27 protein-coding genes and 1 pseudogene are annotated in these 25,072 nt (G+C 60.9%); 11 read left to right on the forward strand and 17 right to left on the reverse strand.

What is annotated here, in order from left to right:
• Nucleotides 1–76 precede the first annotated feature (76 nt).
• The 4 genes from mnmE to hemE form a co-directional block, all read right to left on the reverse strand.
• Nucleotides 77–1,399, reverse strand: a complete 1,323-nt coding sequence (gene mnmE, locus IHQ71_RS25595) for a tRNA uridine-5-carboxymethylaminomethyl(34) synthesis GTPase MnmE (RefSeq protein WP_258159221.1) — start codon at nucleotides 1,397–1,399, stop codon at nucleotides 77–79.
• A 166-nt stretch (nucleotides 1,400–1,565) separates the two neighbouring features.
• Entirely contained in the window at nucleotides 1,566–2,831 is a 1,266-nt protein-coding gene (gene rho, locus IHQ71_RS25600) for a transcription termination factor Rho (protein ID WP_258159222.1), read from the reverse strand.
• 178 nt (nucleotides 2,832–3,009) lie between these two features.
• Entirely contained in the window at nucleotides 3,010–3,537 is a 528-nt protein-coding gene (gene hemJ / locus IHQ71_RS25605; protein WP_258159223.1) for a protoporphyrinogen oxidase HemJ, read from the reverse strand.
• Nucleotides 3,534–4,574, reverse strand: a complete 1,041-nt coding sequence (hemE, locus tag IHQ71_RS25610) for a uroporphyrinogen decarboxylase (protein WP_258159224.1) — start codon at nucleotides 4,572–4,574, stop codon at nucleotides 3,534–3,536. The genes hemJ and hemE overlap by 4 nt, the downstream gene beginning before the upstream one ends.
• A 402-nt stretch (nucleotides 4,575–4,976) precedes the next feature.
• Here hemE and IHQ71_RS25615 point away from each other — a divergent pair, with 402 nt between their 5' ends.
• The 5 genes from IHQ71_RS25615 to dnaQ are packed head-to-tail and all read left to right on the forward strand — an operon-like array spanning nucleotide 4,977 to nucleotide 8,593.
• Nucleotides 4,977–5,795 (forward strand): pyruvate, water dikinase regulatory protein, encoded by an 819-nt coding sequence (locus IHQ71_RS25615; RefSeq protein WP_258159225.1) that lies wholly within the window; start codon nucleotides 4,977–4,979, stop codon nucleotides 5,793–5,795.
• 29 nt (nucleotides 5,796–5,824) lie between these two features.
• A complete protein-coding gene (locus IHQ71_RS25620; RefSeq protein ID WP_258159226.1) occupies nucleotides 5,825–6,424 on the forward strand; it encodes a Maf family protein in 600 nt (199 codons plus the stop codon).
• A complete protein-coding gene (locus tag IHQ71_RS25625; RefSeq protein WP_258159227.1) occupies nucleotides 6,417–7,277 on the forward strand; it encodes a shikimate dehydrogenase in 861 nt (286 codons plus the stop codon). Before IHQ71_RS25620 ends, IHQ71_RS25625 begins: the two co-directional genes overlap by 8 nt.
• A complete protein-coding gene (gene coaE / locus IHQ71_RS25630; RefSeq protein WP_258159228.1) occupies nucleotides 7,277–7,864 on the forward strand; it encodes a dephospho-CoA kinase in 588 nt (195 codons plus the stop codon). Before IHQ71_RS25625 ends, coaE begins: the two co-directional genes overlap by 1 nt.
• A gap of 9 nt (nucleotides 7,865–7,873) precedes the next feature.
• Complete coding sequence (dnaQ, locus tag IHQ71_RS25635; protein ID WP_258162951.1) at nucleotides 7,874–8,593, forward strand: DNA polymerase III subunit epsilon; 720 nt, start codon at nucleotides 7,874–7,876, stop codon at nucleotides 8,591–8,593.
• 269 nt (nucleotides 8,594–8,862) lie between these two features.
• Here dnaQ and secB read toward each other — a convergent pair whose 3' ends face one another.
• A complete protein-coding gene (gene secB / locus IHQ71_RS25640; protein WP_258159229.1) occupies nucleotides 8,863–9,348 on the reverse strand; it encodes a protein-export chaperone SecB in 486 nt (161 codons plus the stop codon).
• A 142-nt stretch (nucleotides 9,349–9,490) separates the two neighbouring features.
• Nucleotides 9,491–9,991, reverse strand: coding sequence for an FxsA family protein (locus IHQ71_RS25645; protein WP_258159230.1), 501 nt, complete (start codon nucleotides 9,989–9,991; stop codon nucleotides 9,491–9,493).
• A gap of 82 nt (nucleotides 9,992–10,073) precedes the next feature.
• Here IHQ71_RS25645 and IHQ71_RS25650 point away from each other — a divergent pair, with 82 nt between their 5' ends.
• The 5 genes from IHQ71_RS25650 (at nucleotide 10,074) to gyrB (ending at nucleotide 15,445) form a co-directional block, all read left to right on the forward strand.
• Complete coding sequence (locus tag IHQ71_RS25650; protein WP_258159231.1) at nucleotides 10,074–10,796, forward strand: Tim44/TimA family putative adaptor protein; 723 nt, start codon at nucleotides 10,074–10,076, stop codon at nucleotides 10,794–10,796.
• Between the two features lie 9 nt (nucleotides 10,797–10,805).
• Entirely contained in the window at nucleotides 10,806–11,909 is a 1,104-nt protein-coding gene (locus tag IHQ71_RS25655) for a murein transglycosylase A (RefSeq protein ID WP_258159232.1), read from the forward strand.
• A complete protein-coding gene (locus tag IHQ71_RS25660; RefSeq protein WP_258159233.1) occupies nucleotides 11,909–12,502 on the forward strand; it encodes a Smr/MutS family protein in 594 nt (197 codons plus the stop codon). The genes IHQ71_RS25655 and IHQ71_RS25660 overlap by 1 nt, the downstream gene beginning before the upstream one ends.
• Nucleotides 12,499–12,876, forward strand: coding sequence for a helix-turn-helix domain-containing protein (locus tag IHQ71_RS25665; protein WP_258159234.1), 378 nt, complete (start codon nucleotides 12,499–12,501; stop codon nucleotides 12,874–12,876). Before IHQ71_RS25660 ends, IHQ71_RS25665 begins: the two co-directional genes overlap by 4 nt.
• A gap of 136 nt (nucleotides 12,877–13,012) precedes the next feature.
• Nucleotides 13,013–15,445 (forward strand): DNA topoisomerase (ATP-hydrolyzing) subunit B, encoded by a 2,433-nt coding sequence (gene gyrB / locus IHQ71_RS25670; RefSeq protein ID WP_258159235.1) that lies wholly within the window; start codon nucleotides 13,013–13,015, stop codon nucleotides 15,443–15,445.
• 113 nt (nucleotides 15,446–15,558) lie between these two features.
• Here gyrB and IHQ71_RS25675 read toward each other — a convergent pair whose 3' ends face one another.
• The 11 genes from IHQ71_RS25675 to IHQ71_RS25725 all read right to left on the reverse strand — a co-directional run bounded on the left by IHQ71_RS25675 (nucleotide 15,559) and on the right by IHQ71_RS25725 (nucleotide 24,736).
• Nucleotides 15,559–16,902 (reverse strand): folylpolyglutamate synthase/dihydrofolate synthase family protein, encoded by a 1,344-nt coding sequence (locus IHQ71_RS25675; protein ID WP_258159236.1) that lies wholly within the window; start codon nucleotides 16,900–16,902, stop codon nucleotides 15,559–15,561.
• An 8-nt stretch (nucleotides 16,903–16,910) separates the two neighbouring features.
• The gene (gene accD, locus IHQ71_RS25680) at nucleotides 16,911–17,804 is read right to left on the reverse strand and encodes an acetyl-CoA carboxylase, carboxyltransferase subunit beta (RefSeq protein WP_258159237.1); all 894 of its coding nucleotides are present in this window, start codon (nucleotides 17,802–17,804) and stop codon (nucleotides 16,911–16,913) included.
• 59 nt (nucleotides 17,805–17,863) lie between these two features.
• The gene (gene trpA / locus IHQ71_RS25685; RefSeq protein ID WP_258159238.1) at nucleotides 17,864–18,703 is read right to left on the reverse strand and encodes a tryptophan synthase subunit alpha; all 840 of its coding nucleotides are present in this window, start codon (nucleotides 18,701–18,703) and stop codon (nucleotides 17,864–17,866) included.
• 2 nt (nucleotides 18,704–18,705) lie between these two features.
• The gene (gene trpB / locus IHQ71_RS25690; RefSeq protein WP_258159239.1) at nucleotides 18,706–19,926 is read right to left on the reverse strand and encodes a tryptophan synthase subunit beta; all 1,221 of its coding nucleotides are present in this window, start codon (nucleotides 19,924–19,926) and stop codon (nucleotides 18,706–18,708) included.
• Between the two features lie 13 nt (nucleotides 19,927–19,939).
• Complete coding sequence (locus IHQ71_RS25695) at nucleotides 19,940–20,605, reverse strand: phosphoribosylanthranilate isomerase (RefSeq protein WP_258159240.1); 666 nt, start codon at nucleotides 20,603–20,605, stop codon at nucleotides 19,940–19,942.
• 95 nt (nucleotides 20,606–20,700) lie between these two features.
• Nucleotides 20,701–20,901, reverse strand: coding sequence for a hypothetical protein (locus tag IHQ71_RS25700; RefSeq protein WP_258159241.1), 201 nt, complete (start codon nucleotides 20,899–20,901; stop codon nucleotides 20,701–20,703).
• Between the two features lie 44 nt (nucleotides 20,902–20,945).
• Complete coding sequence (locus tag IHQ71_RS25705; protein WP_258159242.1) at nucleotides 20,946–21,704, reverse strand: M48 family metallopeptidase; 759 nt, start codon at nucleotides 21,702–21,704, stop codon at nucleotides 20,946–20,948.
• 45 nt (nucleotides 21,705–21,749) lie between these two features.
• Entirely contained in the window at nucleotides 21,750–22,343 is a 594-nt protein-coding gene (locus IHQ71_RS25710) for a nitroreductase family protein (protein ID WP_258159243.1), read from the reverse strand.
• 25 nt (nucleotides 22,344–22,368) lie between these two features.
• Nucleotides 22,369–22,656 (reverse strand): DUF2218 domain-containing protein, encoded by a 288-nt coding sequence (locus tag IHQ71_RS25715; RefSeq protein WP_258159244.1) that lies wholly within the window; start codon nucleotides 22,654–22,656, stop codon nucleotides 22,369–22,371.
• Between the two features lie 84 nt (nucleotides 22,657–22,740).
• A complete protein-coding gene (locus tag IHQ71_RS25720) occupies nucleotides 22,741–23,847 on the reverse strand; it encodes a mannitol dehydrogenase family protein (RefSeq protein ID WP_258159245.1) in 1,107 nt (368 codons plus the stop codon).
• Between the two features lie 7 nt (nucleotides 23,848–23,854).
• Nucleotides 23,855–24,736 (reverse strand): GntR family transcriptional regulator, encoded by an 882-nt coding sequence (locus tag IHQ71_RS25725; protein WP_258159246.1) that lies wholly within the window; start codon nucleotides 24,734–24,736, stop codon nucleotides 23,855–23,857.
• A gap of 85 nt (nucleotides 24,737–24,821) precedes the next feature.
• Here IHQ71_RS25725 and IHQ71_RS25730 point away from each other — a divergent pair.
• Nucleotides 24,822–25,037, forward strand: a pseudogene (locus tag IHQ71_RS25730) (dehydrogenase); the annotation flags it as partial.
• Nucleotides 25,038–25,072: the final 35 nt, after the last annotated feature.

Genomic DNA, 25,072 nt, shown 5'->3' on the forward strand with positions numbered 1-25,072 from the left:
AGCTACACCAACTATTGCGCAAGCGAATCATTGCCACTTGTTGTTTCACGTGAAACAGAGACTCGCTCTGCGCGCATTATTTTCCAATACAGAATTCCGAGAAAATCACGCCCAGCAAATCTTCGACATCGACGGTTCCGGTGATCTTACCCAAGCTACGCGATGCACGGCGTAGCAATTCCGCTCGAAGCTCCAGTGGCAGATCCTTTGAAAAGACAGTTTCTTCAATCTTTTCAATAGTTTCATGAAGATTAGAAATCTGCCGTGCTCGAACTGGAGCCAGTGAAAGACCGTTCGTCGTTCGGGTCGATATTTCGTTGGAGATTCGTTTCGTAAGTGAATCGAAGCCTTCGCCAGTCTTCGTCGACAACCGCAATCTGGAATCATCGACCGAGCGATCTTCTAACAGATCGGACTTCGTGAGTACATACAGAACCGCCGAACCCTCTGACACCCCTGGGAAGTCCGCTGGATCCATGCAGTCCTTCAACACCAATACGAGGTCCGCCTCCTCCATCGACTTCAGCGCCCGGCGCACGCCCTCGCGCTCGACTTCATCATCGGTCTCACGAAGTCCCGCCGTGTCCATGACATGGACCAGAAAGCCGTCAATATTTAGATCAACCCCGATTATGTCGCGCGTGGTGCCGGCGATGCTGGTGACGATCGCAACGTCACGCTTCGCCAGCGCATTCAGGAGGCTCGACTTACCGGCGTTCGGCCTCCCGGCAATGACGATCCTGAAACCATCGCGAATGATCTCCGCGGCCCGCTTGCTCGAGAGATGGGCACGCATGTCACGGGCGATGGCGTCGAGTTCCGGCCACAGCCGATCGCTCATCGCTCCCGGAACGTCATCCTCGTCGGGGAAATCCAGTTCGGCCTCGATCAGCGCACGAATCCGCGTCAGCCTGTCGGCCCAGCCTGTATAGAGTTTGGAAAGCGCGCCGCTTGATTGCTCGAGCGCCAGGCGCCGCTGCATTTCGGTCTCGGCGGAAATCAGATCCGCGAGGCCCTCGATCTCGACGAGATCCAGCTTGCCGTTGTCGAACGCCCGCCGAGAAAACTCGCCGGGTTCCGCGTGACGAAGTCCTTCGAAGCCTGAGAGTTCATCGAGTAGGGCATCAACGACGGCGCGGCCACCGTGCAACTGGAATTCAATGCAATCCTCGCCGGTGAAGGAATTTGGGGCCGGGAAATACAGCACCAACCCTTTGTCGATCGGCTCACCGTTCCGCCGCCGAATCCATCTGAGTGTCGCATGGCGTGGTTCTATCGCGGGGCCACAAAGCATGCCGAGGACGTCAGCGCACCGCGAGCCGCTGACGCGTACCACCGCGACGCCGGAAGGCAGCGCACCGGACGACAGGGCATAGATGGTGTCACGCGATAGCGGCATGATGTCTTCAGCTATGAATGGATGAGTTCTGCCGGAAGGCAGCAATTCTGCTGGCCCATAGCCCAATTTCCGAGGGTTCACAAGCCAAAGCGCCAGACGCGAAGAGGGCGCCGCGTTAGATACGCAGCGCCCTCGAATTGAATCCGGCTAAGAATCCGGCGAAATATCAGGTGTTCATCGAATCGAAAAAGTCGCCATTGGTCTTGGTCTGCTTGAGCTTGTCGATGAGGAACTCGATCGCATCGGTCGTGCCCATCGGGCCGAGGATGCGGCGCAGCACGAATACCTTCTGCAGATCCTGACGCGGTACGAGCAGTTCTTCCTTGCGGGTACCGGATTTGAGAATATCCATCGACGGAAAGATGCGCTTGTCGGCGACCTTACGGTCGAGCACGATTTCCGAATTGCCGGTACCCTTGAATTCTTCGAAGATCACTTCGTCCATGCGACTACCGGTATCGATCAGTGCGGTGGCGATAATGGTCAGCGAGCCGCCTTCCTCGATATTGCGCGCCGCACCGAAGAAGCGCTTCGGGCGCTGCAAGGCGTTGGCGTCGACACCACCGGTGAGGACCTTGCCTGACGACGGCACGACAGTGTTGTAAGCACGGCCAAGACGGGTGATAGAATCGAGCAGGATGACAACGTCGCGCCCGTGTTCGACGAGCCGCTTGGCCTTCTCGATCACCATTTCGGCGACCTGGACGTGGCGCACGGCAGGCTCGTCGAAGGTCGAGGAGACGACTTCGCCGCGCACCGAGCGTTGCATGTCGGTGACTTCTTCCGGCCGCTCGTCGATGAGCAGCACGATGAGATAGCATTCCGGATGATTGGCGGTGATCGAATGGGCGATATTCTGCAGCAGGACCGTCTTACCGGTGCGCGGCGGGGCGACGATTAGGCCACGTTGGCCCTTGCCGATCGGGGCAACGAGGTCGATGACGCGCGGCGACATGTCCTTCGAGGTTGGTACTTCGAGTTCCATCTTGAAACGCTCATTCGGATAGAGCGGCGTCAGGTTGTCGAAATGCACCTTGTGGCGGATCTTTTCAGGATCCTCGAAATTGATCGTGTTGACCTTGAGCAGGGCGAAATAGCGCTCGCCTTCCTTCGGTCCGCGGATCGGGCCCTCGACCGTGTCGCCGGTCTTCAAGGAGAAGCGGCGAATTTGGGAGGGCGAGATGTAGATATCGTCGGGACCGGGCAGATAATTCGCATTGGCTGAACGCAGGAAACCGAAACCATCCTGCAGAAGCTCGACAACACCTTCACCGATGATCTCGACTTCCTGAGCCGCGAGGTTCTTGAGGATCGCGAACATCAGTTCCTGCTTGCGCATGACGCTGGCATTCTCGACGCCGACTGATTCGGCAAAGGCGAGTAGATCGGTGGGAGTCTTGTTCTTAAGTTCTTGAAGCTTCATTTCAGCCATGAAGTTAAACCACTGGAAGGGAAGGGATCGGGAAAGCGGACGGGGGAAGTCGGCAGGGAAAGCATGCTCTGGAGAAGGGCGGCACGCTACAATGCTTGGGAAGCAGGCTCAAAATAGCGCTTCGAATTCCGCACTGCAAGAGCGCTGTGCCAGAAACGGCTGGCTTTGGCAAGATATATCAGAATGGCTTCAGCACGGCCATCAGCACGATGAGGATCATCAGCAGCGCGGGCACCTCGTTCATGATCCGCCAATGACGCGCATTTCTCGGCCGCTGGTCGCGGCCGAATGCCTTCACCGCGCGGCCGTAATAGACATGCATGCCGGTCATCGCGATCACGCCCAGCAGCTTGACATGCAGCCAGCCGGCCGAGAACCACATGCCCTGCCAGGCGATGAACAGCCCGAATATCCAGGCCATCATCATCGCGGGGTTCATGATGATCCGGTAGAGCCGGCTTTCCATCGTCTTGAACAGTTCGGAACTCTCGGAACCGGCGGCCACATCCGAATGGTAGATGAATAGCCGCGGCAGGTAGAAAAGCCCGGCCATCCAGGCGATCACGGCCATGATGTGGAAGGCCTTGAACCAGAGGTAACTGTCGTCGGATAGGGTGTAGATCAGCACGGCGGCGAGGATGAACACGCCGAGCGCGATGCCGGCCCTCAGCCCACTCCTCGCGCCATCTGGTGAACTGCCGCTCACGCCGCCGCCCCATAGCTGCGAACCCGTGAAATCAGCCGTTCAACATTGGCGGGATCGGCTTCAGGCGTGATGCCATGGCCCAGGTTGAAGATCAGCGGTCCATTGCCGAGCTTGTCGAGAATCCGGTCGATCGCCGCATCGAGATCCACCCCGCCGCTGATCATCTTGAGCGGATCGAGATTGCCCTGCACTGCGCCTTCCTTCTGCAGCTCGGCGGCGAAATCCAAGGGCACCGTCCAGTCGAGACCGATTGCATCGGCATCCGTGCCTGCTCGATAATGCCTCAGATTATAGCCCGCACCCTTGGCGAAGGCGATGATCTTGGCACCCGGCCGCGCTGTCCGCACCATATCGACAATCCGCCGCACGGGCCTTACCGCATATTCCGAGAACTCGTGGTCCGGAAGAATACCCGCCCAGCTATCGAATATCTGCACCGCATCGGCGCCGGCATCGAGCTGAGCGACGAGATAGGCGGCCGAGGCTTCAGCGATATCGCCGAGCAGCTTCTCGAACACCACCGGATGGCGATAGGCAAAGAGCCGGGCAGGGGCCTGGTCCGGCGTGCCGCGTCCAGCGATCATGTAGGTGGCGATTGTCCAGGGCGCGCCGCAGAAGCCGAGCAGCGTCGTCTCCTCGGGCAATTCGCTGCGCAGCCTCCGGACGGTTTCAAACACGGGTGCGAGCCGCGCTTCGATATCAGGCATATGCAGCCGGTTGATGCCATGCTCGTCGATCGGATCGAGCAGCGGTCCTTCGCCTTCTACAAAGCGGACGTTGCGATCGAAAGCATCCGGGATCACGAGGATGTCGGAAAACAGAATCGCTGCATCGAAGCCGAAGCGCCGGATCGGCTGCATCGTCACTTCGACCGCGAGATCCGGGGTGTAACAGAGATCGAGGAAACCCTTCGCCGTCGCCCGCACATGCTTGTACTCCGGCAGATAGCGTCCAGCCTGGCGCATCAGCCAGATCGGTGGAGGTGCAACGGTGTGCCCTTCAAGCACCTCGATGATCTTGCGTTTTACGGTTCCCACAGGCGTCCTATAAAAATATTAAGTCCTTATAAGAGAGTTTCTATTTCTTAAGAGTCGGTGAGTTTCAAGGATTAAAGTGTCGCGTCGGGTTATCCAGAGTCCGTGCACCGGTTTTGTCAGTGGGGACAATGATTGGGCGCCGCCAAGCGAATAATGGGGAGGGGCGGGATTCAGCGATTGGAATCAATGCGCTGGACGGTATCGGCAATCGTCATCGACTGTGGATAGATTGTGGGCGGACATGGAAAGGTAACACTTCCTTAAGGTTCTCCACATCGCTGTTTTCAGGTTATCCTTTTGTGCTAAGGCTGTGGACAAATCGGCCCTTTTCCCCGGCGGTCGGTAACCCTTCCCTAAGCATGCGGGGATTTCCACAGTCATCAACAGGGCCGCTCGAAAAGCTTGGAAAACCGTAAAAACTTCTTTCATCTCCACCTCATTTCTGACTCCACCGGAGAGACTCTCATTGCCGCCGGCCGCGCCGCCGCGTCGCAATTTGCTGATTCGCACGCTGTCGAGCATGTCTATCCCCTTGTGCGGAACCGCAAGCAGGTCGCCGATGTCCTGGCCGAGATCGATCATGCGCCGGGCATCGTGCTGCACACGGTCATCGACCAGGAAATCGCTGCCGTCATCGATGAGGCCTGCAATGCCATGGGCGTGCCCTGCGTATCCGTCATCGAGCCGGTGCTGCAGATCTTCCAGTCCTATCTCGGTGCGCCATCCAGGCGGCGGGTGGGTGCCCAGCACGAGCTGAATGCCGGCTATTTCGCCCGCATCGAGGCGCTCAACTTCACCATGGATCACGACGACGGCCTGCTGCCGCATAATGTGGATGAGGCCGATGTCGTCCTGCTCGGCATCTCCAGGACGTCGAAGACCCCGACGGCGATCTACCTCGCCAATCGCGGCATCAAGACGGCCAATGTGCCGATCGTCACCGGCATGGCCTTGCCCGAGAAACTCTATTCGGCGAGCAAGCCGCTCATCGTTTGCCTGATCGCCACGATCGACCATATTTCCCAGGTCCGCCACAACCGGGTGCTCGGCTCGACGAGCGGCTATCAGGATACCTATACGGATCGCGCGACGATCGCCGAGGAGATCAAATATGCCAAGCAACTTTGCGCGCGCCACAACTGGCCGGTGATCGACGTCACGCGAAAGTCGATCGAGGAGACGGCGGCGGCCATCGTTGCCCTGCGCGTCAAACAACGATAGTGGATGCGCGGGCAAAAATGGAAGGGTCCATGTCGGCTAAACTCATACTCGCCTCGAACAGCGCCTCGCGCAAATCGTTGATGCAGGGCGCCGGACTGCAATTCGAATCGGCGGGTGCGGATATCGACGAACGCGGCGTCGAAGCCCGGCTCGCCGCCAACTACGCCAAGCCGCCGGAGATTGCCGTCGAACTGGCCAGGGCCAAGGCACTCTGGGTCTCGGAGCGAAATCCCGAAGCCTATGTCATAGGTTCCGACCAGGTCCTCTCGCTGGGCGACCGGCTGTTCCACAAACCGCTATCCATGGGTGAGGCGGCTGACCATATCCGCGCCATGTCGGGGCAGACCCATCACCTCAATTGCGGCGTGGCGATCGCTTTCCGGGGCGTGATCATCTGGTCGGATGTCTCGATCGCCGGGATGACGATGCGTGCCATTTCGCCTGCTTTCCTGCAGACCTATCTTGATCTCTCCGGCGATGGCATCCTGCAGAGTGTCGGCGCCTATCTGTTCGAAGGTCCGGGCATCCAGCTCTTCGAGAAAATCGAGGGCGATTACTTCACCATTCTCGGCCTGCCGATGCTGAAATTGCTCGCCGGCCTGCGCCAGCTGGAACTGATCGATGCGTGATTCACGTGAAACATCGTTAACGAAAGCCTTCGTCACCGGCTTTCCCGTGAAGCATTCGCGCTCGCCGCTGATCCACGGTCACTGGCTGAAGCAGTTCGGCATCGCAGGAAGCTATGAGGCGGTCGAGGTGGCGCCGGCCGATTTCGCCACATTCATCGCAGCTCTCAAGGATGGCTCGTCGGGTTTTGCCGGTGGCAATGTCACCATTCCGCACAAGGAAATGGCCTTCGCGCTCGCGGACGAGCCTGATGAATTGGCCTCCGAACTCGGGGCCGCCAACACGCTTTACCTGCGCGACGGCCGGCTCAAGGCCACCAATACGGACGGTTATGGCTTCCTCAACAATCTTGATGACCGAGCTCCGGGCTGGGACGCTAACAAGAATTCCGCCGTCATTCTCGGTGCAGGCGGCGCCAGCCGTGCCATCATCCAGGCGCTGCGCGATCGCGGTTTCGGCGCCGTTCATGTCCTCAATCGCACCGAGGCACGTGGCCAGGAACTCGCCGACCGCTTCGGGCCACGCGTGCATGCCGGACCGATGGCGGCATTGGCCGAACGGCTTTCCGGTGCCGATCTCTTCGTCAACACGACCTCGCTCGGCATGGACGATTCGGATGCCATCGACATCGATTTCACCGCCATGCGTTCGGGCGCGCTGGTGACCGACATCGTCTACGTCCCGCTGATCACGCCGATCCTAATGCAAGCAAAAGCGCAAGGCATGAAGATCGCCGATGGGCTCGGCATGCTGCTGCATCAGGCGGTGCCCGGGTTTGAGAAATGGTTCGGCCAGCGGCCTGAAGTGACGCCCGAGATTCGCGCGCTGATAATATCCGACATGGAGAAGCATTGATGATCCGGCTCGGTCTCACCGGCTCGATCGGCATGGGCAAGTCGACCACAGCCCAGATGTTCCGCGACGAAGGCCTGACGGTGATCGATTCCGACGCGGTGGTCCATGAACTCTATCGCGGCGAGGCGGTGCCGCTGATCGAACGCGCCTTCCCCGGCACGACGGATGACGGCCAGGTCGACCGCAAGAAGCTGTCGGCCTGGCTCGCCGACCATCCCGAAGATTTCAAGCTGCTCGAGGCGATCGTCCATCCGCTGGTCCGGCGCAAGGAAGTGGAGACAATCTCCGAGGCGAGAGAGTCAGGCGCTGACATCATCGTGCTCGATATCCCGCTATTGTTCGAAAGCGGCACCGAATCACGCGTCGACAAGACAGTGGTCGTGACCTGCGATCCGGACATCCAACGCGCCCGGGTACTGGCCCGGCCCGGCATGACCGAGGAGAAGTTCCAGATGATCCTGTCGCGCCAGATGCTGGATGTGGAAAAGCGCAAGCGCGCCGATTTCCTGATCGACACGGGCAGGGGTTTTGACCATGCTCGCGCCGAGGTTCGGAAGACCGTGGCGGCACTACGGGCAAAGGGATAATCGATGGCCTTGCGGGAAATCATCTTCGATACGGAAACCACGGGCCTTGATGCACGTGAGGACCGGATCATCGAAATCGGCGGCATCGAGCTCGTCGATCATTTTCCGACCGGCCGCACCATCCATCTCTACATCAATGCCGATGGCAAGAAGGTCCATCCGGATGCACTGGCCGTCCATGGCATCACGGATGAATCTCTCGCCGACAAGCCGAAATTCCGTGAGGTCGCCGAGCAGATCCTCGAATTCTTCGGCGATGGCCAGTGGATCGCCCATAACGCGACCTTCGATATGGGCTTCATTAATGCCGAACTCGCCCGCATCGACATGCCGCCGATCGTGCCGGCCAAGGTCACCGATACCCTCGCGCTAGCCCGCCGCAAGCATCCGATGGGCCCGAATTCGCTCGACGCGCTCTGCCGGCGCTATGGCATCGACAATTCCCACCGGCTAAAGCATGGCGCGCTTCTCGACTCCGAGCTTCTCGCAGAGGTCTATATCGAACTGATCGGCGGCAAGCAGGCAGCCCTCGGTTTCGGTGGTACCAGCGATAGCCGCGGCGGCCGCGTCATCGTCGAGCAAAGCATCGAGATCATGGCCCGTCCCCGCCCGCTGTCACCGCGCCTGACGATCGAGGAAATCACGGCGCATACTGAAATGGTCGTGAAGCTTGGTGAAAAGGCGGTGTGGGCGAGATACGGAATTGCGGCAACGGCGACCAAGCACTGATTGCCGGCCGATAGACTTCTCCTAGTTCCTTGCCCCTCACCCTAGCCCTCTCCCCGTAAGAACGGGGCGAGGGGACGCTGGGCTTGCTCTCCTCGCTAGCTTCGCACCGCCTCGATGGGAGCAAGAATGGCCCCACAAGTCCCTTCTCCCCGCTTGCGGGGAGAAGATGCCGGCAGGCAGATGAGGGGCAACCCGAAGCGCAACCTTCATCCAACAAAAAACCCGGAAGTCTCCTCCCGGGTCTCATCGTCCAAATCTCTCGACCGAAATCAGTTGGTCGCCGCGACCTTGGCCTTGGCCTGTTCCTCGGCCATGCGCTGCTGGAACATCTGCGCGAAATCGATCGGGTCGATCATCAGCGGAGGGAAGCCACCGTTACGGGTCGCGTCGGCAACGATCTGGCGCGCGAACGGGAAGAGCAGGCGGGGGCATTCGATGAACAGCACCGGCAGCATGTGTTCCTGGGCAAAGCCCTGGATGCGGAACAGGCCGCCATAGGAAAGCTCTGCATGGAACACCGTCTTGTCGCCTTCCTTGGCGGAAGCGTCGAGCGTCAGAACCACGTCGAAATCGGTTTCCGACATCGGGTTGGCGTTGACGTTGACCGAGATGTTGATGTTCGGGGCCTTCTCGCGCGACTGCAGCGAGCGCGGCGCGCCGGGATTCTCGAACGAGAAATCCTTGGTATACTGCGCCAGGATGTTGATGGACGGTTGGGGGGCTGCTTCCGTGCCGTTCGTTGTTGCGTCTGCCATGGTATTTCCTCTTGGGGCCGGAGTGAAGTGTGCGGAAGATCCGGCTTCACCAACGTTATCTTTCGGCTTGCCGCTCTATCACTTCACCTTTTGGGTGACAACCCTCTCGACAGCGTCACAACCGCTGCAGCGAGCCGACGTTTCAATCCTTGCGTTCGATATGCCCGACTGGTGGATCGCGCGGCTCGCGGCGTTCGAAATCCTCGGGCGACAGATCGACCACGCCGTCCTCGCGGCTTCCCCGGCGAGGCCCTCCGCCGCGCGGACCGCCTGTTCGGAAGGTGGTGAATTTGACGCGCGACCGGACGAAGTGCCTGATCCCTCCGCGGATGAATGGGATCATCAGGAGAAGGCCGATCACATCGGTCACGAAACCGGGTATGATGAGCAGGATGGCGCCGATGACGATGAGCACGCCATCGACCAGTCCGACCTCCGGCGTCTGTCCCTGGCGGATATCGCGATTGATCTTCTTGAGCACGCTGAGGCTCTGGTAGCGCAGCAGGACCGCGCCGAGAATCGCCGACAGGATGACCAGCGCAATGACTTTCCAGACCCCGATCGCCTGGCCGACATAGATGAAGACCGCGATCTCGATCACCGGCATCAGGATGAGCAGGATCGGAATGATTATCAGCGGCATGTCTTTTCCCTTGTTACGGCCATTTGATTGATCGATAAATCACGACTATATGGTGGCGATAGAGTTCCAACCAAGGTGAGAAATGGGTACCGACAATATCATTACGCTTTTTTTCCTGATTGTCGCCGCGCTGATATTCCTCAATCTGCGCAGCGTGCTGGGAAAACGTACCGGCACCGAGAAGCCACCTTTTGATCCCTACCGGCGCGACCAGCAGGATGTCGAGCGACAGAGCCAGCCGGCGGATGACGGCAAGGTCATCACGCTGCCGCGCCGCGACCAGCAATCGCAGCCGCAGGCCGATATGCCAAGCCGCTATGAGATCATCGATGATTTCGCCACGCCGGGTACACCGCTGAACGACCAGCTGCGCCAGGTCTACGACAACGATCCTGCCTTCGACCCCAAGCAGTTCGTCGACGGCGCCAAGGCGGCCTATGAGATGATCGTCCAGGCCTTTGCCGAGGGCGACCGCAAGTCGCTCAAGACGCTGCTGTCGAACGATGTCTACCAGGGTTTCGACCAGGCGATCACCGCCCGCGAGAAGGCCGGCGAGACGGTAAAGTCCACCTTCGTCGGCATCGAGAAGGCGGAAATCTCCAACGCCGCGATGGATGGCAGCGAGGTGACGATCACCATGCGCATCGTCAGCCAGCTCATCTCGGCCACTTATAATTCGGCCGGCGAAGTCATCGAAGGCAATGCCGATACGGTTGCGGAAGTGGTCGACAGCTGGAGCTTTGCCCGCGATACGCGCTCGCGCGACCCCAACTGGAAGCTCGTGCAAACCCAATCCGAAGGCTGAACCGGAGCCATGGATTTCGCGCTCAGGCCGCTTTCGTTCGAAGAAATAGAGGGCTGGAAGGACGATGATCCTTCCAGCCTTTTTCCCGTCATGGCGCGCTGTCTCGAGCATATCAGGGGCACCAAGCCATACAAAACCGGCTCGCTCGGCATCACGGCGGATGAACTGGCTATAGTCTTCGAGGCGGCAGGTATGGCCAAACCAGCCAGCGCCGGGGAAGCACGGCGCTTCTTCGAACAGAATTTCCAGCCGTTTTTCATCATTCCCGATTCCGGCAGGCCGGGTCTGGTCACCGCCTTTTACGAACCGGAAGTCGAGGTCTCGGAAACCCGGTCGGAGGTCTGGTGTCACCCGTTCTATCGCCGCCCACCGGATCTCATCGATATCGACGACGCCAACCGGCCGCAAGGTTTCGATCCATCCTACGCCTTTGCCCGCGAGACCAAGGAGGGCATCGGCTACTATCCACGCCGCCAGGCCATCGACGGGGGCTATCTCGAAGGCAAGGGGCTGGAAATCGCCTGGGCGAGATCGCGCGTTGATGTCTTCTTCGCCCATATCCAGGGCGCCGCGCGGCTGGTTTATCCCGATGGCAGCATCCGGCGCATCACATTCGCCGCCAAGGCCGGCCATCCCTTCACGGGCATCGGCCGCTACCTGATCGATATCGGCGAAATCCCGCCCGAGAAGATTTCGATGGGTTCGATCCGCGATTGGCTCGCCGCCCATCCCGACCGGCAGGGCGAGGTGCTCTGGCAGAACCCCTCCTACATCTTCTTCCGCGAGGCGCCGGTCGAGGGTCTCGAACTCGGCCCGGTCGCGGCCGCAAAAGTGCCGCTCGAGGCCATGCGCTCGATCGCCGTCGACCGGTTGATCCATACCTTCTCGTCGCCCTTTTTCATCCGTAGCCAGACGCTCACCCATCTGACCGGGGGAAGGCCCTTCGCCCGGCTGACGATGGCGCTCGATACTGGCTCGGCGATCGTCGGCCCGGCGCGCGGCGATATTTTCACCGGATCCGGCAAACAGGCCGGTGACCTCGCCGGTAACGTGAAGAACGACGCCGATTTCATCATCCTCGTCCCCAAATCCGCCGCCGGGAGATTTTTCTGATGCGCGGGCGGGGCAAGAAGGTGCTGACGACGGACGACCGTATCCTTTGGGGCAAGGTCGCGCGCAGCACCAACGCGCTTCCCGGCCGCATGAGCGAGATCGAGGCTTTCGAAAAGTCGATCGTCGAGGTCGAAGAGGAGCCGAAGCCCATCATCAAGCAGGCGGCACCGGCTCTGAAGAAGGCCGTCATCACGACATTCGAGGACATATCCTATCAGGCGCCGCCGCAGCCGAGGCATCCGGGCGGAACGCACCAGCCGCTCGAACGTCCGGTCAAGCGCAAACTCGCCAAGGGCCGGCTGGAACTGGATGCTCGGATCGATCTGCACGGCCTGTTCCAGGAAGAGGCGCATGCGCTGCTCCATTCCTTCATCCTGCGCGCCCATGAGCGCGGCCTGCGCCATGTCCTGGTCATAACAGGCAAGGGTTCGTCGATGGGCAGCGATGGCGCGCTGAAGCGCGCCGTGCCGATGTGGTTTGGCAAACCCGAATTCCGCCACCTCATCTCGTCCTGGGAAACTTCGGCGCAGAACCATGGCGGCGATGGTGCGCTCTATGTCCGGCTGTCGCGCCGGCGGGGAGAGGCCGAATGACACCCTTCGGCGAGGCGGTCCGCCGCATCCGCCGCGAACGCGGCATTACCCAGAAGGAGATGGCCAAGGCACTCAACGTCTCGCCCGCCTATCTCTCGGCGCTGGAGAGCGGCAAGCGCGGCAAGCCGGGCTTCGATTTCCTCCAGCGCGTCGCGGGCTACCTCAACATCATCTGGGACGAGGCCGACGATCTCTTCCGCGTGGCGGCCATTTCCCACCCTCGCGTGGTGGTCGATACGTCGGGCTTGCCGCCGGATTACACCGCCTTTGCCAACCGCCTGGCGGGCGAAATCCGCACGCTTCACCCGCAAACCATCCGCGAATTGTCGGCAGTATTGGCTAATGCTGCGAAACCGCGCGAAAAGCGCCCCTGATCCCCTGTTTTCTGCCGTATTTCTAGCCTCTAGATTTGGTTCTTGGGGTCAAAATCCCTATATTCGACGGCATATAGCACTAGGTGATTCGGGTGTGGTTCTCGCGCCCTGAGATCTTTGGAAAAGAAAGTAGTCCATGGCCGGTTCATCCGAAGAAGAAATTCCGGAGAGCGCCGAATACGGCGCCGATTCGATCAAGGTTCTGAAGGGGCTGGATGCTGTCCGCAAACGTCCCGGCATGTATATCGGCGATACCGATGACGGCTCCGGCCTGCACCACATGGTCTATGAAGTCGTCGACAACGCCATCGACGAAGCACTGGGTGGCCATGCCGACCTGGTCACCGTCACGCTGAATGCCGATGGCTCGGTGACTGTCACCGACAACGGTCGTGGCATCCCAACCGGCATGCATGAAGAGGGCGTCTCGGCGGCCGAGGTCATCATGACCCAGCTCCATGCCGGCGGCAAATTCGACCAGAATTCCTACAAGGTGTCCGGCGGTCTGCACGGTGTCGGCGTGTCGGTCGTCAATGCGCTGTCAGTCAAGCTCAAGCTCAAGATCCGCCAGAAGGGCAACATCTACGAGATGAGCTTCACTCACGGCGTGGCAGATGCGCCGCTTGCGATCACGGGCGAGGCCGGCGACGAGACCGGAACGGAAGTGACGTTCACCGCCAGCGAACTGACCTTCACCAAGACCGAATACGATTATGCGACGCTCGAGCACCGCCTGCGCGAGCTCGCCTTCCTCAATTCCGGCGTCCGCATCGTTCTCACCGACAAGCGTCATTCCGACATCAAGCAGGAAGAACTGCTCTATGACGGCGGCCTGGAAGCCTTCGTGCTCTATCTCGACCGCGCCAAGAAACCGCTGATCGACAAGCCGATCGCCATCCGCAGCGAAAAGGATGGCATTACGGTCGAAGTAGCGATGTGGTGGAACGACAGCTACCACGAGAATGTGCTCTGCTTCACCAACAACATCCCGCAGCGCGACGGCGGCACGCATCTTGCCGGCTTCCGTGGTGCGTTGACGCGCCAGATCACCGGCTATGCCGACAGTTCTGGCATCCTGAAGAAGGAAAAGGTCTCGCTCACCGGCGACGATTGCCGCGAAGGCCTCACCGCCGTGCTCTCGGTCAAGGTGCCTGACCCGAAATTCTCTTCCCAGACCAAGGACAAGCTCGTCTCGTCGGAAGTCCGGCCGGTCGTTGAAAACCTTGTCAACGAGGCGCTCAACCAGTGGTTCGAGGAACATCCGTCCGAATCCAAGATTCTGATCGGCAAGGTGGTGGAAGCAGCCGCCGCCCGCGAAGCCGCCCGCAAGGCCCGCGAACTCACCCGCCGCAAGGGCGCGCTCGATATCGCTTCGCTGCCCGGCAAACTCGCCGATTGCTCCGAGCGCGATCCGGCAAAATCCGAAGTCTTCCTCGTCGAGGGTGATTCGGCAGGTGGCTCGGCCAAGCAGGGCCGCTCGCGCGAGAACCAGGCGATCCTGCCGCTCCGGGGCAAGATCCTCAATGTCGAGCGCGCGCGCTTCGACCGCATGCTCGGCAGCGCCGAAATCGGCACGCTGATCACCGCGCTCGGCACCGGCATCGGCAAGGATGAGTTCAACGCCGACAAGCTCCGCTATCACAAGATCATCATCATGACGGACGCCGACGTCGATGGCGCCCATATCCGCACCCTGCTGCTCACCTTCTTCTTCCGGCAGATGCCGGAGCTGATCGAGCGCGGCCATCTCTACATCGCCCAGCCGCCGCTCTATAAGGCGAGCCGCGGCAAGTCCTCGACCTATCTCAAGGACGAGAAGGCGTTCGAGGAATTTCTCATCGATGCCGGCCTTGAGGACGCAACGCTAACGCTCGGCAGCGGCGAAATGCGCGGCGGCCCCGACCTCCGGGAAATCATCGCCGATGCGCTTCGCCTGCGCGGTCTGGTCGAGGGCCTGCATTCACGCTACAGCCGCTCGCTGATCGAGCAGGCGGCGATTGCCAGGGGCCTTAATGCCGAGCTGATGAGCGATCTCGGCCGGGCCGATACCGTGGTCAGCGAGATCGCCCGTCGGCTCGACCTGATCTCTGAGGAAACCGAGCGCGGCTGGACCGGGCTGCTCGGCGAGGATGGCGGTCTGCGCTTCGAGCGTATGGTGCGCGGCGTCAAGGAATCGGTGCTGATCGACATGGGCCTGATCGGCTCGTCCGACGCGCGTCATATCGACCAGATGAGCGAACGGCTGCACGAAATCTATTCCGTGCCGCCGAAGCTCAACAAGAAGGATGGCAGCGTCGAGATTTCAGGGCCGAAGGCGCTGCTCGAACAGATCTTCGGCATCGGCCGCAAGGGTCTGTCCATGCAGCGCTACAAGGGCCTCGGCGAAATGAATGCCGACCAGCTCTGGGAAACCACGCTCGATCCGAATGCCCGCTCGCTGCTGCAGGTCCGTGTCCACGATGCGACCGATGCCGACGGCCTGTTCTCGCGCCTGATGGGCGACGAGGTCGAACCCCGCCGCGAATTCATCCAGGAAAATGCGCTGGGTGTGGCGAATCTGGATATTTGATCCAAACCACTGTCTCGACGTCATCCTCGGCACGGCCGAGCATGACGTCGTGGGCGTGGTAGCGCTTCGGCCTCCGAAGCCCATCCCATCCGTGATTCACGTGAAACGAATTCTCACTCCGGCGGCGTGCCGTTCTCTTCGAGAATGTTGCCGGCGAAGTAGAGCGAGCCGCCGATCAGGATGCGCGGCGCGCGGTCGTCACCCTTGGCTAGTGCTGAAATCAGTGCCAATGCGTCAGCAGCCGAATCGACGGGTTCGGCGATGAGGCCCGCTTCCGCCGCGTCATGCGCCAGCGCCACCGGATCGATCGTCGCATCGGAATTGCGAATGCCGACGGTGAAGACCTTGCGGGTCAACCCTTCAAAGGCCTCAAAATAGCCCTTGGGATCCTTGGTGTTGATCATGCCGGTGACGAGATAGAGCGGGCGTGGGTCGCGTTCCTCGAAGCCGGCGATCGCCTCGGCCACCGCACGCCCACCATGCGGATTATGCCCGCCATCGAGCCAGATCTCGGAACCCTCGGGCGCCTGCGCCACGAGATTGCCAGTCCGCAAACGTTGCAGGCGTGCCGGCCAGTCGACATTCTTCATCGCCTTGGCGGCGATCTCCTCGTTGACGAGGAAGCCTGCTGCCTTCACGGCGCGGATCGCCGCACCGGCGTTGGAATATTGGTGCCGGCCCGGTAGTGCCGGCAGCGGCAGGTCCATCAGGCCGTTGTCGTCCTGGTAGATCAGCCGGCCGTTTTCCTCATGCGCCAGGTAATCCTGGCCGTAGATCACGTAAGGCGCGCCCAGCCGCTCGGCGCGGTCGACCAGCACGTCGAGCGCCGCACCCTCTTCCTGCCGGCCGAACACGGCCGCCGCACCGCGCTTGATGATACCCGCCTTGGCGAGCGCGATCTCTTCGATCGTCTGGCCGAGCCAGGTCTGGTGATCGAGCGCGATCGGCATGATCAGCGACACGGCCGGGTCCTCGATGACATTGGTGGCATCGTACATGCCGCCAAGCCCGACTTCGATCACCACCGCGTCCGCCGGATTCTCCGCGAACAGCAGGAAGGTCACCGCAGTCAAGAGTTCATAGACCGTGATAGGCTGTCCGGCATTGACGCGCTCGCTGCGTAGCACGGCATCGAGCAGCGCTTCGTCGCTCACCAGCTTTCCCGCACCGCCCCGCACGCCGATGCGATAGCGTTCATGCCAGCGCACGAGATGCGGCGAGGTGTGGACGTGAACGGCGAGCCCCTGCGCTTCGAGCAAGGCCCGGCAGAAGGCCGTGGCCGAACCCTTGCCGTTGGTACCGGCGACATGGATGATCGGCGGCAGGGCATCCTGCGGCCGGCCGAGATCGTCGAGCAGCCGCGCGATGCGGTCGAGAGACAGGTCGAAGCCGCGCGGAAAGATGCCGAGCAGCCGGTCGATTTCCTGCTCTGCCCGGCTGGGGGCCAGGTTGCTCATCTGGACCCTTATTCGGCTGCGAGTGCGAGCTGCTTCATCTCTTCGGCCGGCATGCGCATCATCATCCGGCACATGCGGGCAAGCATCTCGGGGATTTCACGACGGTCGATGACCATGTCGACCATGCCGTGTTCCATCAGGTATTCCGAGGTCTGGAAGCCCTCGGGCAGCTTTTCACGGATCGTCTGTTCGATCACGCGCTTGCCCGCGAAGCAGATTTCCGCGCCGGGTTCGGCCAAATGCACGTCGCCCAGCATGGCATAGGAAGCGGTGACGCCGCCGGTCGTCGGGTTGGTCAGCACGACGATATAGGGCTGGCCCGATTCCTTCAGCATGTCGACGGCTACGGTGGTGCGCGGCAACTGCATCAGAGACAGGATGCCTTCCTGCATGCGCGCGCCGCCGGAAGCCGGGAACATCACGAGCGGACATTTTTCCTGGATCGCGCGCTCGAAAGCCTTGATAATCGCTTCGCCGGCTGCAAGGCCCAGTGAGCCACCCATGAAATTGAACTCATGGACCACGCCGACCATCCGGACGCCACGCACATAGCCGACGCCGGCGAGGATCGTGTCCTCGAGCCCGGTCTTGATGCGGCCATCGCGCAGCCGGTCGGCATATTTCTTGTTGTCGCGGAAACGCAGCGGATCCTGCGCCACCTTCGGCTGCGGCAGAAGTTCGTAGGCAGCGTCGTCGAAGAGGTCGTTCAGTCGCTCGCGCGCCGGCATTTTCATGTGATAACCGGAATTCGGGATCACCCACTTGTTGGCTTCCAGCTCCTTGTGGAACACCATCTCGCCGGTCTCCGGGCACTTGATCCAGAGATTTTCGGGCGTATCGACCGTCGGGCGGCCGAGCATGGAGTTGATCTTGGGGCGGACGAAATTGGTAATCCAGTTCATGATGAACTCCTTTTACCCCGGGTCAGAATCGAACAGGTTCTGACCCTAGATATGGCGATTTATTCGGCGGCCGCAAGGCGCGCGGCATGCACGCCTTCCGACAGGTCGCGCACGAAGCTTGCGACGGATGATACGGTTTCAGCCGTGGCCTTGCCGTCGGCATCGAGCGAAGCGGCCACGACATTGACGATCGCAGTGCCCACCACGACGCCATCGGCGGAAGCGCCGATCAGCCGCGCATGTTCGGCGGTCTTGACGCCGAAGCCGACGCAGACCGGCAATGCGGTGTGGCTCTTGATACGATTGACAGCGCCCGCGATCTTCGTGGGATCAGGCAGCGCCGAGCCGGTAATGCCGGTCATCGATACGTAATAGACGAAGCCCGACGTGTTGGTCAGCACCTTGGGCAGGCGCTTGTCGTCCGTCGTCGGCGTCGCGAGCCGGATGAAATTGATGCCCTTGGCGAGTGCCGGGATGCAGAGTTCGTCATCCATCTCGGCAGGAAGATCGACGATGATCAGGCCATCGATCCCGGCGTCGAGCGCGTCGTCGAGGAATCTGTCGACGCCATAGATATAGATCGGATTGTAATAGCCCATCAGGACGATCGGCGTTGTCTGGTCGCCGGCGCGGAAGGCCTTGGCGATAGCGAGCGTCTTGACCATGTCCTGGCCCGACTTCAGCGCCCGCTGGCCTGCCAACTGGATCACCGGGCCATCGGCCATCGGATCGGAAAACGGCGCGCCGAGTTCGATGATATCGGCACCAGCACCGGGCAGCGCCTTCATGATGTCGAGCGAGGTCTGGTAGTCCGGGTCGCCGGCCATGATATAAGTCACGAAGGCCGGGCGGCCCTCGGCTTTCACATCGGCGAATTTCTTGTCCATACGCGCAGTCATGATCAGAGCCCCATACCGAGAATCTTGCCGACAGTGAAGATGTCCTTGTCGCCTCGGCCGGAGAGGTTCATCAGGATGATCTGGTCCTTGCCCATCTTGGGCGCCCGCTTGATCACCTCGGCGATGGCATGGCTCGGCTCAAGCGCCGGAATGATGCCCTCGAGCTTGGTGAGCAGCTGGAATGCCTCCAGCGCTTCGGTATCCATGATCGGCACATATTCGGCCCGGCCGATATCGTTCAGCCAAGAGTGTTCGGGACCGATGCCGGGATAGTCGAGGCCGGCCGAGATCGAATGACCTTCGAGGATCTGGCCGTCGCGGTCCTGCAGCAGATAGGTCCGGTTGCCATGCAGCACGCCGGGCGAGCCGGCGGTGATCGAGGCACAATGCTCGACACCTTCCAGCCCACGTCCGCCGGCTTCAACGCCGACGATCTTGACGCTGGCGTCATCAAGGAAGGGATGGAAGATGCCGATTGCGTTCGAACCACCGCCCACAGCCGCGATCACCATGTCGGGCAGCCTGCCTTCGGCTTCCATCAACTGCTGCTTGGCTTCGCTGCCGATCACCGACTGGAAATCGCGCACCATCTCAGGATAGGGATGCGGGCCGGCCGCCGTGCCGATCAGGTAATAGGTATCGTCGACATTGGTCACCCAGTCGCGCAGCGCTTCGTTCATCGCATCCTTGAGCGTGCCGCTGCCAGCTGTCACCGGCACCACTTCGGCGCCGAGCAGCTTCATGCGGAACACATTCGGTGCCTGCCGCTCGACATCGGTCGCGCCCATATAGACCACGCACGGATAACCGAAGCGTGCCGCGACGGTGGCGGAGGCCACGCCATGCTGCCCGGCGCCGGTTTCGGCGATGATACGGGTCTTGCCCATACGCTTGGCGAGCAGGATCTGGCCGATGCAGTTGTTGATCTTGTGCGAACCGGTATGGTTGAGCTCCTCGCGCTTGAAATAGATCTTGGCGCCGCCGAGATGCTGGGTCAGGCGCTCCGCATAATAGAGCGGGCTCGGCCGGCCGATATAATGCGTGCCGAGGCTCTTGAGCTCAGCCTGGAATTCCGGATCGGTCTTGGCCTTCTCCCACTCGTCCTGCAGCTCCAGGATCAGCGGCATCAATGTTTCGGCGACGAATCGACCGCCGAAAATGCCGAAGCGGCCGTCCTCGTCGGGACCGGAGCGTAAAGTATTGGGTCTTAGGGCCTCGTTCACTGGTCTTCTCCCCTCAAGCCGCGATGTTGCTTGACGCTTCGGCCAGGCGCACGGCTTCGAAAAATTCATCCATCATCTTGAGATCCTTAACGCCGGGGCTCGATTCGACGCCGGATGATGTGTCTATGCCGGTTGGCCGCGCAATACGCAGCGCCTCGCCGACATTATCCTTGTTGAGCCCGCCGGACAGCATGTAATCCACGCTTGCGTCAAGGCCGGCGAGCAGCCGCCAGTCGAAGCTCACGCCATTGCCACCCGGCAGTTCGGAATTTTTCGGCGGCTTGGCATCGAGCAGGAAGCGGTTGGCGATACCGTCATAGGCCTCTATCCGCCTCAGGTCATCGGCATCGGCGATCGACAGCGCCTTCCACACCGGCAGGCCGGTCACGGCCTTGATCGTCAGCACCCGGTCGGGCGTCTCCTTGCCGTGCAGCTGCAGGATATCGGGTCGCATCAGGGCGACAATCTCGTCGAGGTCGTCATTGTCGGGATCGACCGAGACAGACACGATCTTGACCTTGCCACGCACGCGATCGGCGAGCCGCCCGGCATCCGCGGGCTCGATATGCCTGGGGCTTTTGGCGAAGAAGATGAAGCCGATATGGGTAGCACCAAGCGCCACCGCGCGATCGACCGCTTCCTCGGTCTTCAAGCCGCAAATTTTGATGTCGAGCGTCATGAGCATGCCAGTGACATGAATTCTCGGCCAAGTCGAGGCAAATTTGCGGCATTCGCAGGCGTTTGCCGATGGTCACCGGACCAAATGCGCCCGCCTCAGGGCTTGGTGGATGCGGCAGCGGAGATCGCCATGAGCACTGCGCCAACCGCCATGAAGACCAGCACAAACGGCCACGATGCCGCCAGCAACAGCAGCCAGATCGCTTGGGAACGGTCGGTCGCCTGCCCGCTCATCGCCACGGCAACGAATATCAGGGCCGCTCCCAGGAGCCAGATGTAGAATGTCATCTCGACCATGAGCACACTCTAACACACGATTGACCGCGCGAAACGTGCGTAGGTTAGCCGAAATCCATGACATGCAGCATGGCGCCGTTGCGTTTCAGCCAGCGCTTGGCCTCGTCGCTATGCGGGCAGAGATCCTCGCAGATCGCCCAGAACCGGTCCGAATGGTTCATTTCCGCGAGATGGGCGACTTCATGGGCGGCGAGATAGTCGATCACGTGGTCAGGCGCCATGACGATGCGCCACGAAAACGAGAGATTGCCGTCATGAGAGCAACTGCCCCAGCGGCTCTTGGTGTCCTTCAGCGTGATCGAAGCAACCTTGCGGCCGATCGCTGCGGCGTGCCGGCGTGCCAGCAGGTCGAGATCCTTGCGAGCCTCCACCTTGAGGAAGTCGCGGATACGGCGGGCGAGATGATCCTCAGCGCCGCCGACCAGCAGCACCTGCTCGCCATCCCTCTCGGTGGTTTCGGTGAGGCCGCGCAGTTTGCCGGTGCGCTCGATGCGATGCGGCACGCCTCGGATCTGGATATAGCGTCCCTCGATCACCGCATTGGTGGTCGGAAACCGCGCCAGCTTGGTCATCAGCCAGCCCTGGTGCCGGTTGAGGAAATCCTGGATTTCCCGTTCTTTCAGGCCACGCGGCACGGTCAATTTCAGCGATTGCCCGCCGGGATCGATCCGCAGCGTGATCCGCCGCGCCCGCGCATCTGGACGGATGGTCAGCGGCACGCTACGGCCCGCGACATCGATCGTCCGCGTCTTCGGATCGGATGGCCGTTCGGGCTTCTGGAGGAAGGAGAGGCGTGAAAGCATGGTTGAGAGTTAGCAGATTCGAGGGGAAAGGTAGAGAGCGAGATATTACCGTCGAAACATCCCCTTGAACGCCGTCTCATCCAGCGGCCGGCGCCCGCTCTTCTTCTCACGCTCCTGGAATTTCTCCGGCAGCAGTTCCTTGTCGGCCAGCCTGCCGATAGCAATCCCCGCCTCGATCTTGTAGCGCTCCTGATCGATCCCGAGTTCGGCCACGATCCTGTCCTTCTCGATGCCCGCCATCGGATGCGCTACATAACCCATCATCGCCGCCTGCAGCGTGAAGCTCTGCAGTGCCGCACCCGTATCCAGGGAATGGGTGCCGATCGGCCGAGGCTCGGAACCATCCGTCGGCGTGGTGAACTTGGCCGAGATGACGATGACGATCGCCGCCGCCTTGTGTCCCCATTGCTGGTTTCCGTCATCGAGGAAATGCACATATCGCTGGAAGTTGGGGTCGCCACGCAGTGCATAGCTGAAACGCCAGGGCTGGCGGTTGGACGCCGAATGCGCCCAGCGCGCGGCTTCGAACATCGTCAGCAGATCGCCCTCCGGCATGGCCTCACCGGTGAAGGACCGCGCCGACCAGCGTTCCAGGAATATGGGGTTCACCGGGTGACCCGGCTTGCGTTCGTCCGTCATGATGATTGTTGTCCCCGGTATAAGGTTAGGCGGCCTTTGCCCAATCGAAGGTCAGTTCCTCGCGGAATGCGAAGCGCTTCAAATGGTCGGCGACCACGCCTTCCATCCGTGCGAGATTGTCGTCCGGCGCCTCCAGCTTCAGGCGCAATACGCTGTCATCTGCTTCCAGAAACAAATGGGCACCCGAGGGGAAATCGACGCGACCCTGCTTGGGGTCGAACTCCGTCACCATCTTGTGGGACCAGTGCTTGCAGAGTTGCTGGAGATATTTGCTGCCGCTTTCGGTCTGAACATTCGCGGTCGAAAAGGCCATGGGCTTGCTCCTTGTTTTGCTAGGAATATGGCAAGCCGGGGAGGGTTTCGCAATCGCGTGCGATGCGACATTGCGTTCACTTACTCACGCATTTCGTGATGCGTCGGCGGCCATGGCGCGCAGCATGAGCGCATCGGAGCCGCTCCATTCGAGAAACCCACCCATCCGGCGCCGGATTTTTTCCTGGTGGTTCTGCGCAATGTCGGAGAGCCGATGCTTCAGGAACGGATTTTCGAACCGTTCGATGGTCTGGGCGACGTAAGCACGCGCCGCGCCACGCATGCCCTGCGCGGCAAAGCCCGGCAGCACCTCGTCCTCGTAGAGGTCCTCGAGCCGTGCCTTCGCATCGGGCCGGTCCATCAGCTGTTTCACGGTCATGTCGCGCGGCAGATCGGATTTCAGCCAGCCGTCGGCGAGATAGGTATGGCCAAGATTGAGGATGAACAGCTTGAGCCGCTCATACCGGGCGATGTCGCTCGCCACCACCATTGCCGGATGCGTGCAGGGCAGGACCTGACCCGGCTGGCTCTCGATCGCCCAGAGCGCATAGGGCTCGGCAATCGCGCCCGCCGGCTCCAGCGGTTCGGAAACGATCCGGTCGACCAGGGTATTGGAAAAGATCACTTTTTCCTCGATCCAGGCGATGAATGGCTCGCCGATATGCCAATCGCGCGCGAGCTTCAGCACGATGGCTTTGAGATTGTCGCCGTTGCGCGGAATGAGTTCGGCGGGCAGGATCGTCAACCCCTCACCGGATTGCTGGAAGCGCGCGAACAGCAGCTTCGTCAGCTTGCCGGGAAAGGATGCCGGGATCGCCTCCGGCCATCCGGCGCTCTCGGCGGAAATATCATAGCCCGTGTCGGCCGTGTTGCAGATGACGACCTTTGTTTCGCCGGCGAAGATTCGTGAAAGCTCGTCCCATTGCGTCAGCGCCGAAAGCGTGCGCTTGACCGACATCACGCAACTCACCTTGTCCACGATCCTTCCGTCCTGCTTGCCGCGGATATGGATGAGAAACCCGTCCTTCGCCGCCAGTGCGGCGAGCCGCCGGCTTCGTTCGCCCGCCCCGGTCGTCTGCACGATGGTCACCGGTCCCAGAGCTTCCCCGCGTTTCATCGCCTCGCTGATGAACAGATCGGCATGCGCCTGGAGAAAGCGGCTGGTTCCGAATTGCAGGACCGGTGTATCCATTTGCACCTCAGCCGGGAACGGATTGCAGGAGCGTTTGACGCGCGGAATTCAGATGCAGTCGACACGCCGCCTCGATTCGATCAGGATCGCGCGACCTCAGCGCCGCGATATAATCGAGATGCTCGATCATCGCGCGCTCGTTGCGGGCACGGGCAAACGCCTTGTTCCACTGGTAGTGATAGTGGAAGATGAAGGCGATCACGTCGTAGAAATCCACCACGAATCGGTTGCCGGATGCCCGGTGCACCAGCAGATGGAATTTCTCGTCGAGCGCCGAGAAATCCTTGTAGCGCGCATCGATGTCGGCGAGCAGCACATGGTGCTCGGCCTCGATCTCGTCGAGATCGGCCCAGGCGGGATGATCGTCGGAGAGATGCGCGAAGGACGCCGCCGACCTCAGTTCGAACATCTCGCGCACTTCGGTCAGTTCGAGCGCGAAATCAATGGTGAAACCCTTGAGGATCCAGTGGCTGTTCGGTCGCTTCTCGATCAGCCCGAAGCGCGAGAAGCGGATCAGGAATTCCCTGACGCTGGTCGTGCCGGTGCCGATCTCGCGGGCCAGTTCCGCCTCGTTGATCTGGGTGCCGGGTTCGGCGTCGCCGGTCAGAATCCGCTTCATGAAGCTCTTCTCGATCACGTCGTTCAGCGAATTGGTTTCCTCGTCGGGAAAGAAATCCTGGACTTCCGGTCCGCGCAGCACAGTCTTGACGCGCTTGTCCCAGTTGATCAGCCGCGCCTCGTGCATCCGCGACAGGATTGCGCGCACGGTGGTGCGGCTGATGCCCAGCCGCTCGCCGAGCTCCGGTTCCGAGGGCAGGTTGTCATTGGTACTCAGCTCCGCCAGACAGCGGTTATAAGCTTCCTTGAAGACGGTATTCTGCCGTGCCATGCCGGGAGTCCCAATGTTACATCTCCATGACAATATTACCCATTGGCGGCCATCTGTCTATTGTCGATAAAAGACAAAAATCAAAGCCGAACCCGAATTCCATAAGCGCGAAATGTCCGTTATCGGCAGCCGCAATGCGCTGAAGGCCGATTTCCTGCACGTCGCGGCCTCGATCGCATCAGGTGCCGTGGACATGTCCAAGCTTATCACGCACCAGACCAGCCTTGCCGGATCGATCACCGATCTGCCGCGCTGGGCGCACCAGAAGGAAGGTCTGATCAAGGCCGGGATTTCGATTTGAAGTGGATAAGCCTGGCACAGGCAACAATGGTTACT

It is taken from the genome of Rhizobium sp. TH2 (assembly GCF_024707525.1).
In the GTDB taxonomy this organism is placed as follows: Bacteria; Pseudomonadota; Alphaproteobacteria; order Rhizobiales; family Rhizobiaceae; genus Rhizobium_E.

What these genes read in the sequence shown, in the direction of transcription:
- IHQ71_RS25720 (WP_258159245.1), bottom strand. Translation starts at nt 23,847, where the DNA reads ATGGATACACCGGTCCTGCAATTCGGAACCAGCCGCTTTCTCCAGGCG.
- secB (WP_258159229.1), bottom strand. Translation starts at nt 9,348, where the DNA reads ATGGCAGACGCAACAACGAACGGCACGGAAGCAGCCCCCCAACCGTCC.
- trpA (WP_258159238.1), bottom strand. Translation starts at nt 18,703, where the DNA reads ATGACTGCGCGTATGGACAAGAAATTCGCCGATGTGAAAGCCGAGGGC.
- IHQ71_RS25645 (WP_258159230.1), bottom strand. Translation starts at nt 9,991, where the DNA reads ATGCCGCTGATAATCATTCCGATCCTGCTCATCCTGATGCCGGTGATC.
- IHQ71_RS25650 (WP_258159231.1), top strand. Translation starts at nt 10,074, where the DNA reads ATGGGTACCGACAATATCATTACGCTTTTTTTCCTGATTGTCGCCGCG.
- IHQ71_RS25705 (WP_258159242.1), bottom strand. Translation starts at nt 21,704, where the DNA reads ATGCTTTCACGCCTCTCCTTCCTCCAGAAGCCCGAACGGCCATCCGAT.
- IHQ71_RS25660 (WP_258159233.1), top strand. Translation starts at nt 11,909, where the DNA reads ATGCGCGGGCGGGGCAAGAAGGTGCTGACGACGGACGACCGTATCCTT.
- IHQ71_RS25695 (WP_258159240.1), bottom strand. Translation starts at nt 20,605, where the DNA reads ATGACGCTCGACATCAAAATTTGCGGCTTGAAGACCGAGGAAGCGGTC.
- IHQ71_RS25715 (WP_258159244.1), bottom strand. Translation starts at nt 22,656, where the DNA reads ATGGCCTTTTCGACCGCGAATGTTCAGACCGAAAGCGGCAGCAAATAT.
- IHQ71_RS25665 (WP_258159234.1), top strand. Translation starts at nt 12,499, where the DNA reads ATGACACCCTTCGGCGAGGCGGTCCGCCGCATCCGCCGCGAACGCGGC.
- IHQ71_RS25675 (WP_258159236.1), bottom strand. Translation starts at nt 16,902, where the DNA reads ATGAGCAACCTGGCCCCCAGCCGGGCAGAGCAGGAAATCGACCGGCTG.
- IHQ71_RS25655 (WP_258159232.1), top strand. Translation starts at nt 10,806, where the DNA reads ATGGATTTCGCGCTCAGGCCGCTTTCGTTCGAAGAAATAGAGGGCTGG.
- IHQ71_RS25710 (WP_258159243.1), bottom strand. Translation starts at nt 22,343, where the DNA reads ATGACGGACGAACGCAAGCCGGGTCACCCGGTGAACCCCATATTCCTG.
- IHQ71_RS25700 (WP_258159241.1), bottom strand. Translation starts at nt 20,901, where the DNA reads ATGGTCGAGATGACATTCTACATCTGGCTCCTGGGAGCGGCCCTGATA.
- accD (WP_258159237.1), bottom strand. Translation starts at nt 17,804, where the DNA reads ATGAACTGGATTACCAATTTCGTCCGCCCCAAGATCAACTCCATGCTC.
- IHQ71_RS25625 (WP_258159227.1), top strand. Translation starts at nt 6,417, where the DNA reads ATGCGTGATTCACGTGAAACATCGTTAACGAAAGCCTTCGTCACCGGC.
- IHQ71_RS25725 (WP_258159246.1), bottom strand. Translation starts at nt 24,736, where the DNA reads ATGGCACGGCAGAATACCGTCTTCAAGGAAGCTTATAACCGCTGTCTG.
- rho (WP_258159222.1), bottom strand. Translation starts at nt 2,831, where the DNA reads ATGGCTGAAATGAAGCTTCAAGAACTTAAGAACAAGACTCCCACCGAT.
- gyrB (WP_258159235.1), top strand. Translation starts at nt 13,013, where the DNA reads ATGGCCGGTTCATCCGAAGAAGAAATTCCGGAGAGCGCCGAATACGGC.
- mnmE (WP_258159221.1), bottom strand. Translation starts at nt 1,399, where the DNA reads ATGCCGCTATCGCGTGACACCATCTATGCCCTGTCGTCCGGTGCGCTG.
- coaE (WP_258159228.1), top strand. Translation starts at nt 7,277, where the DNA reads ATGATCCGGCTCGGTCTCACCGGCTCGATCGGCATGGGCAAGTCGACC.
- IHQ71_RS25620 (WP_258159226.1), top strand. Translation starts at nt 5,825, where the DNA reads ATGTCGGCTAAACTCATACTCGCCTCGAACAGCGCCTCGCGCAAATCG.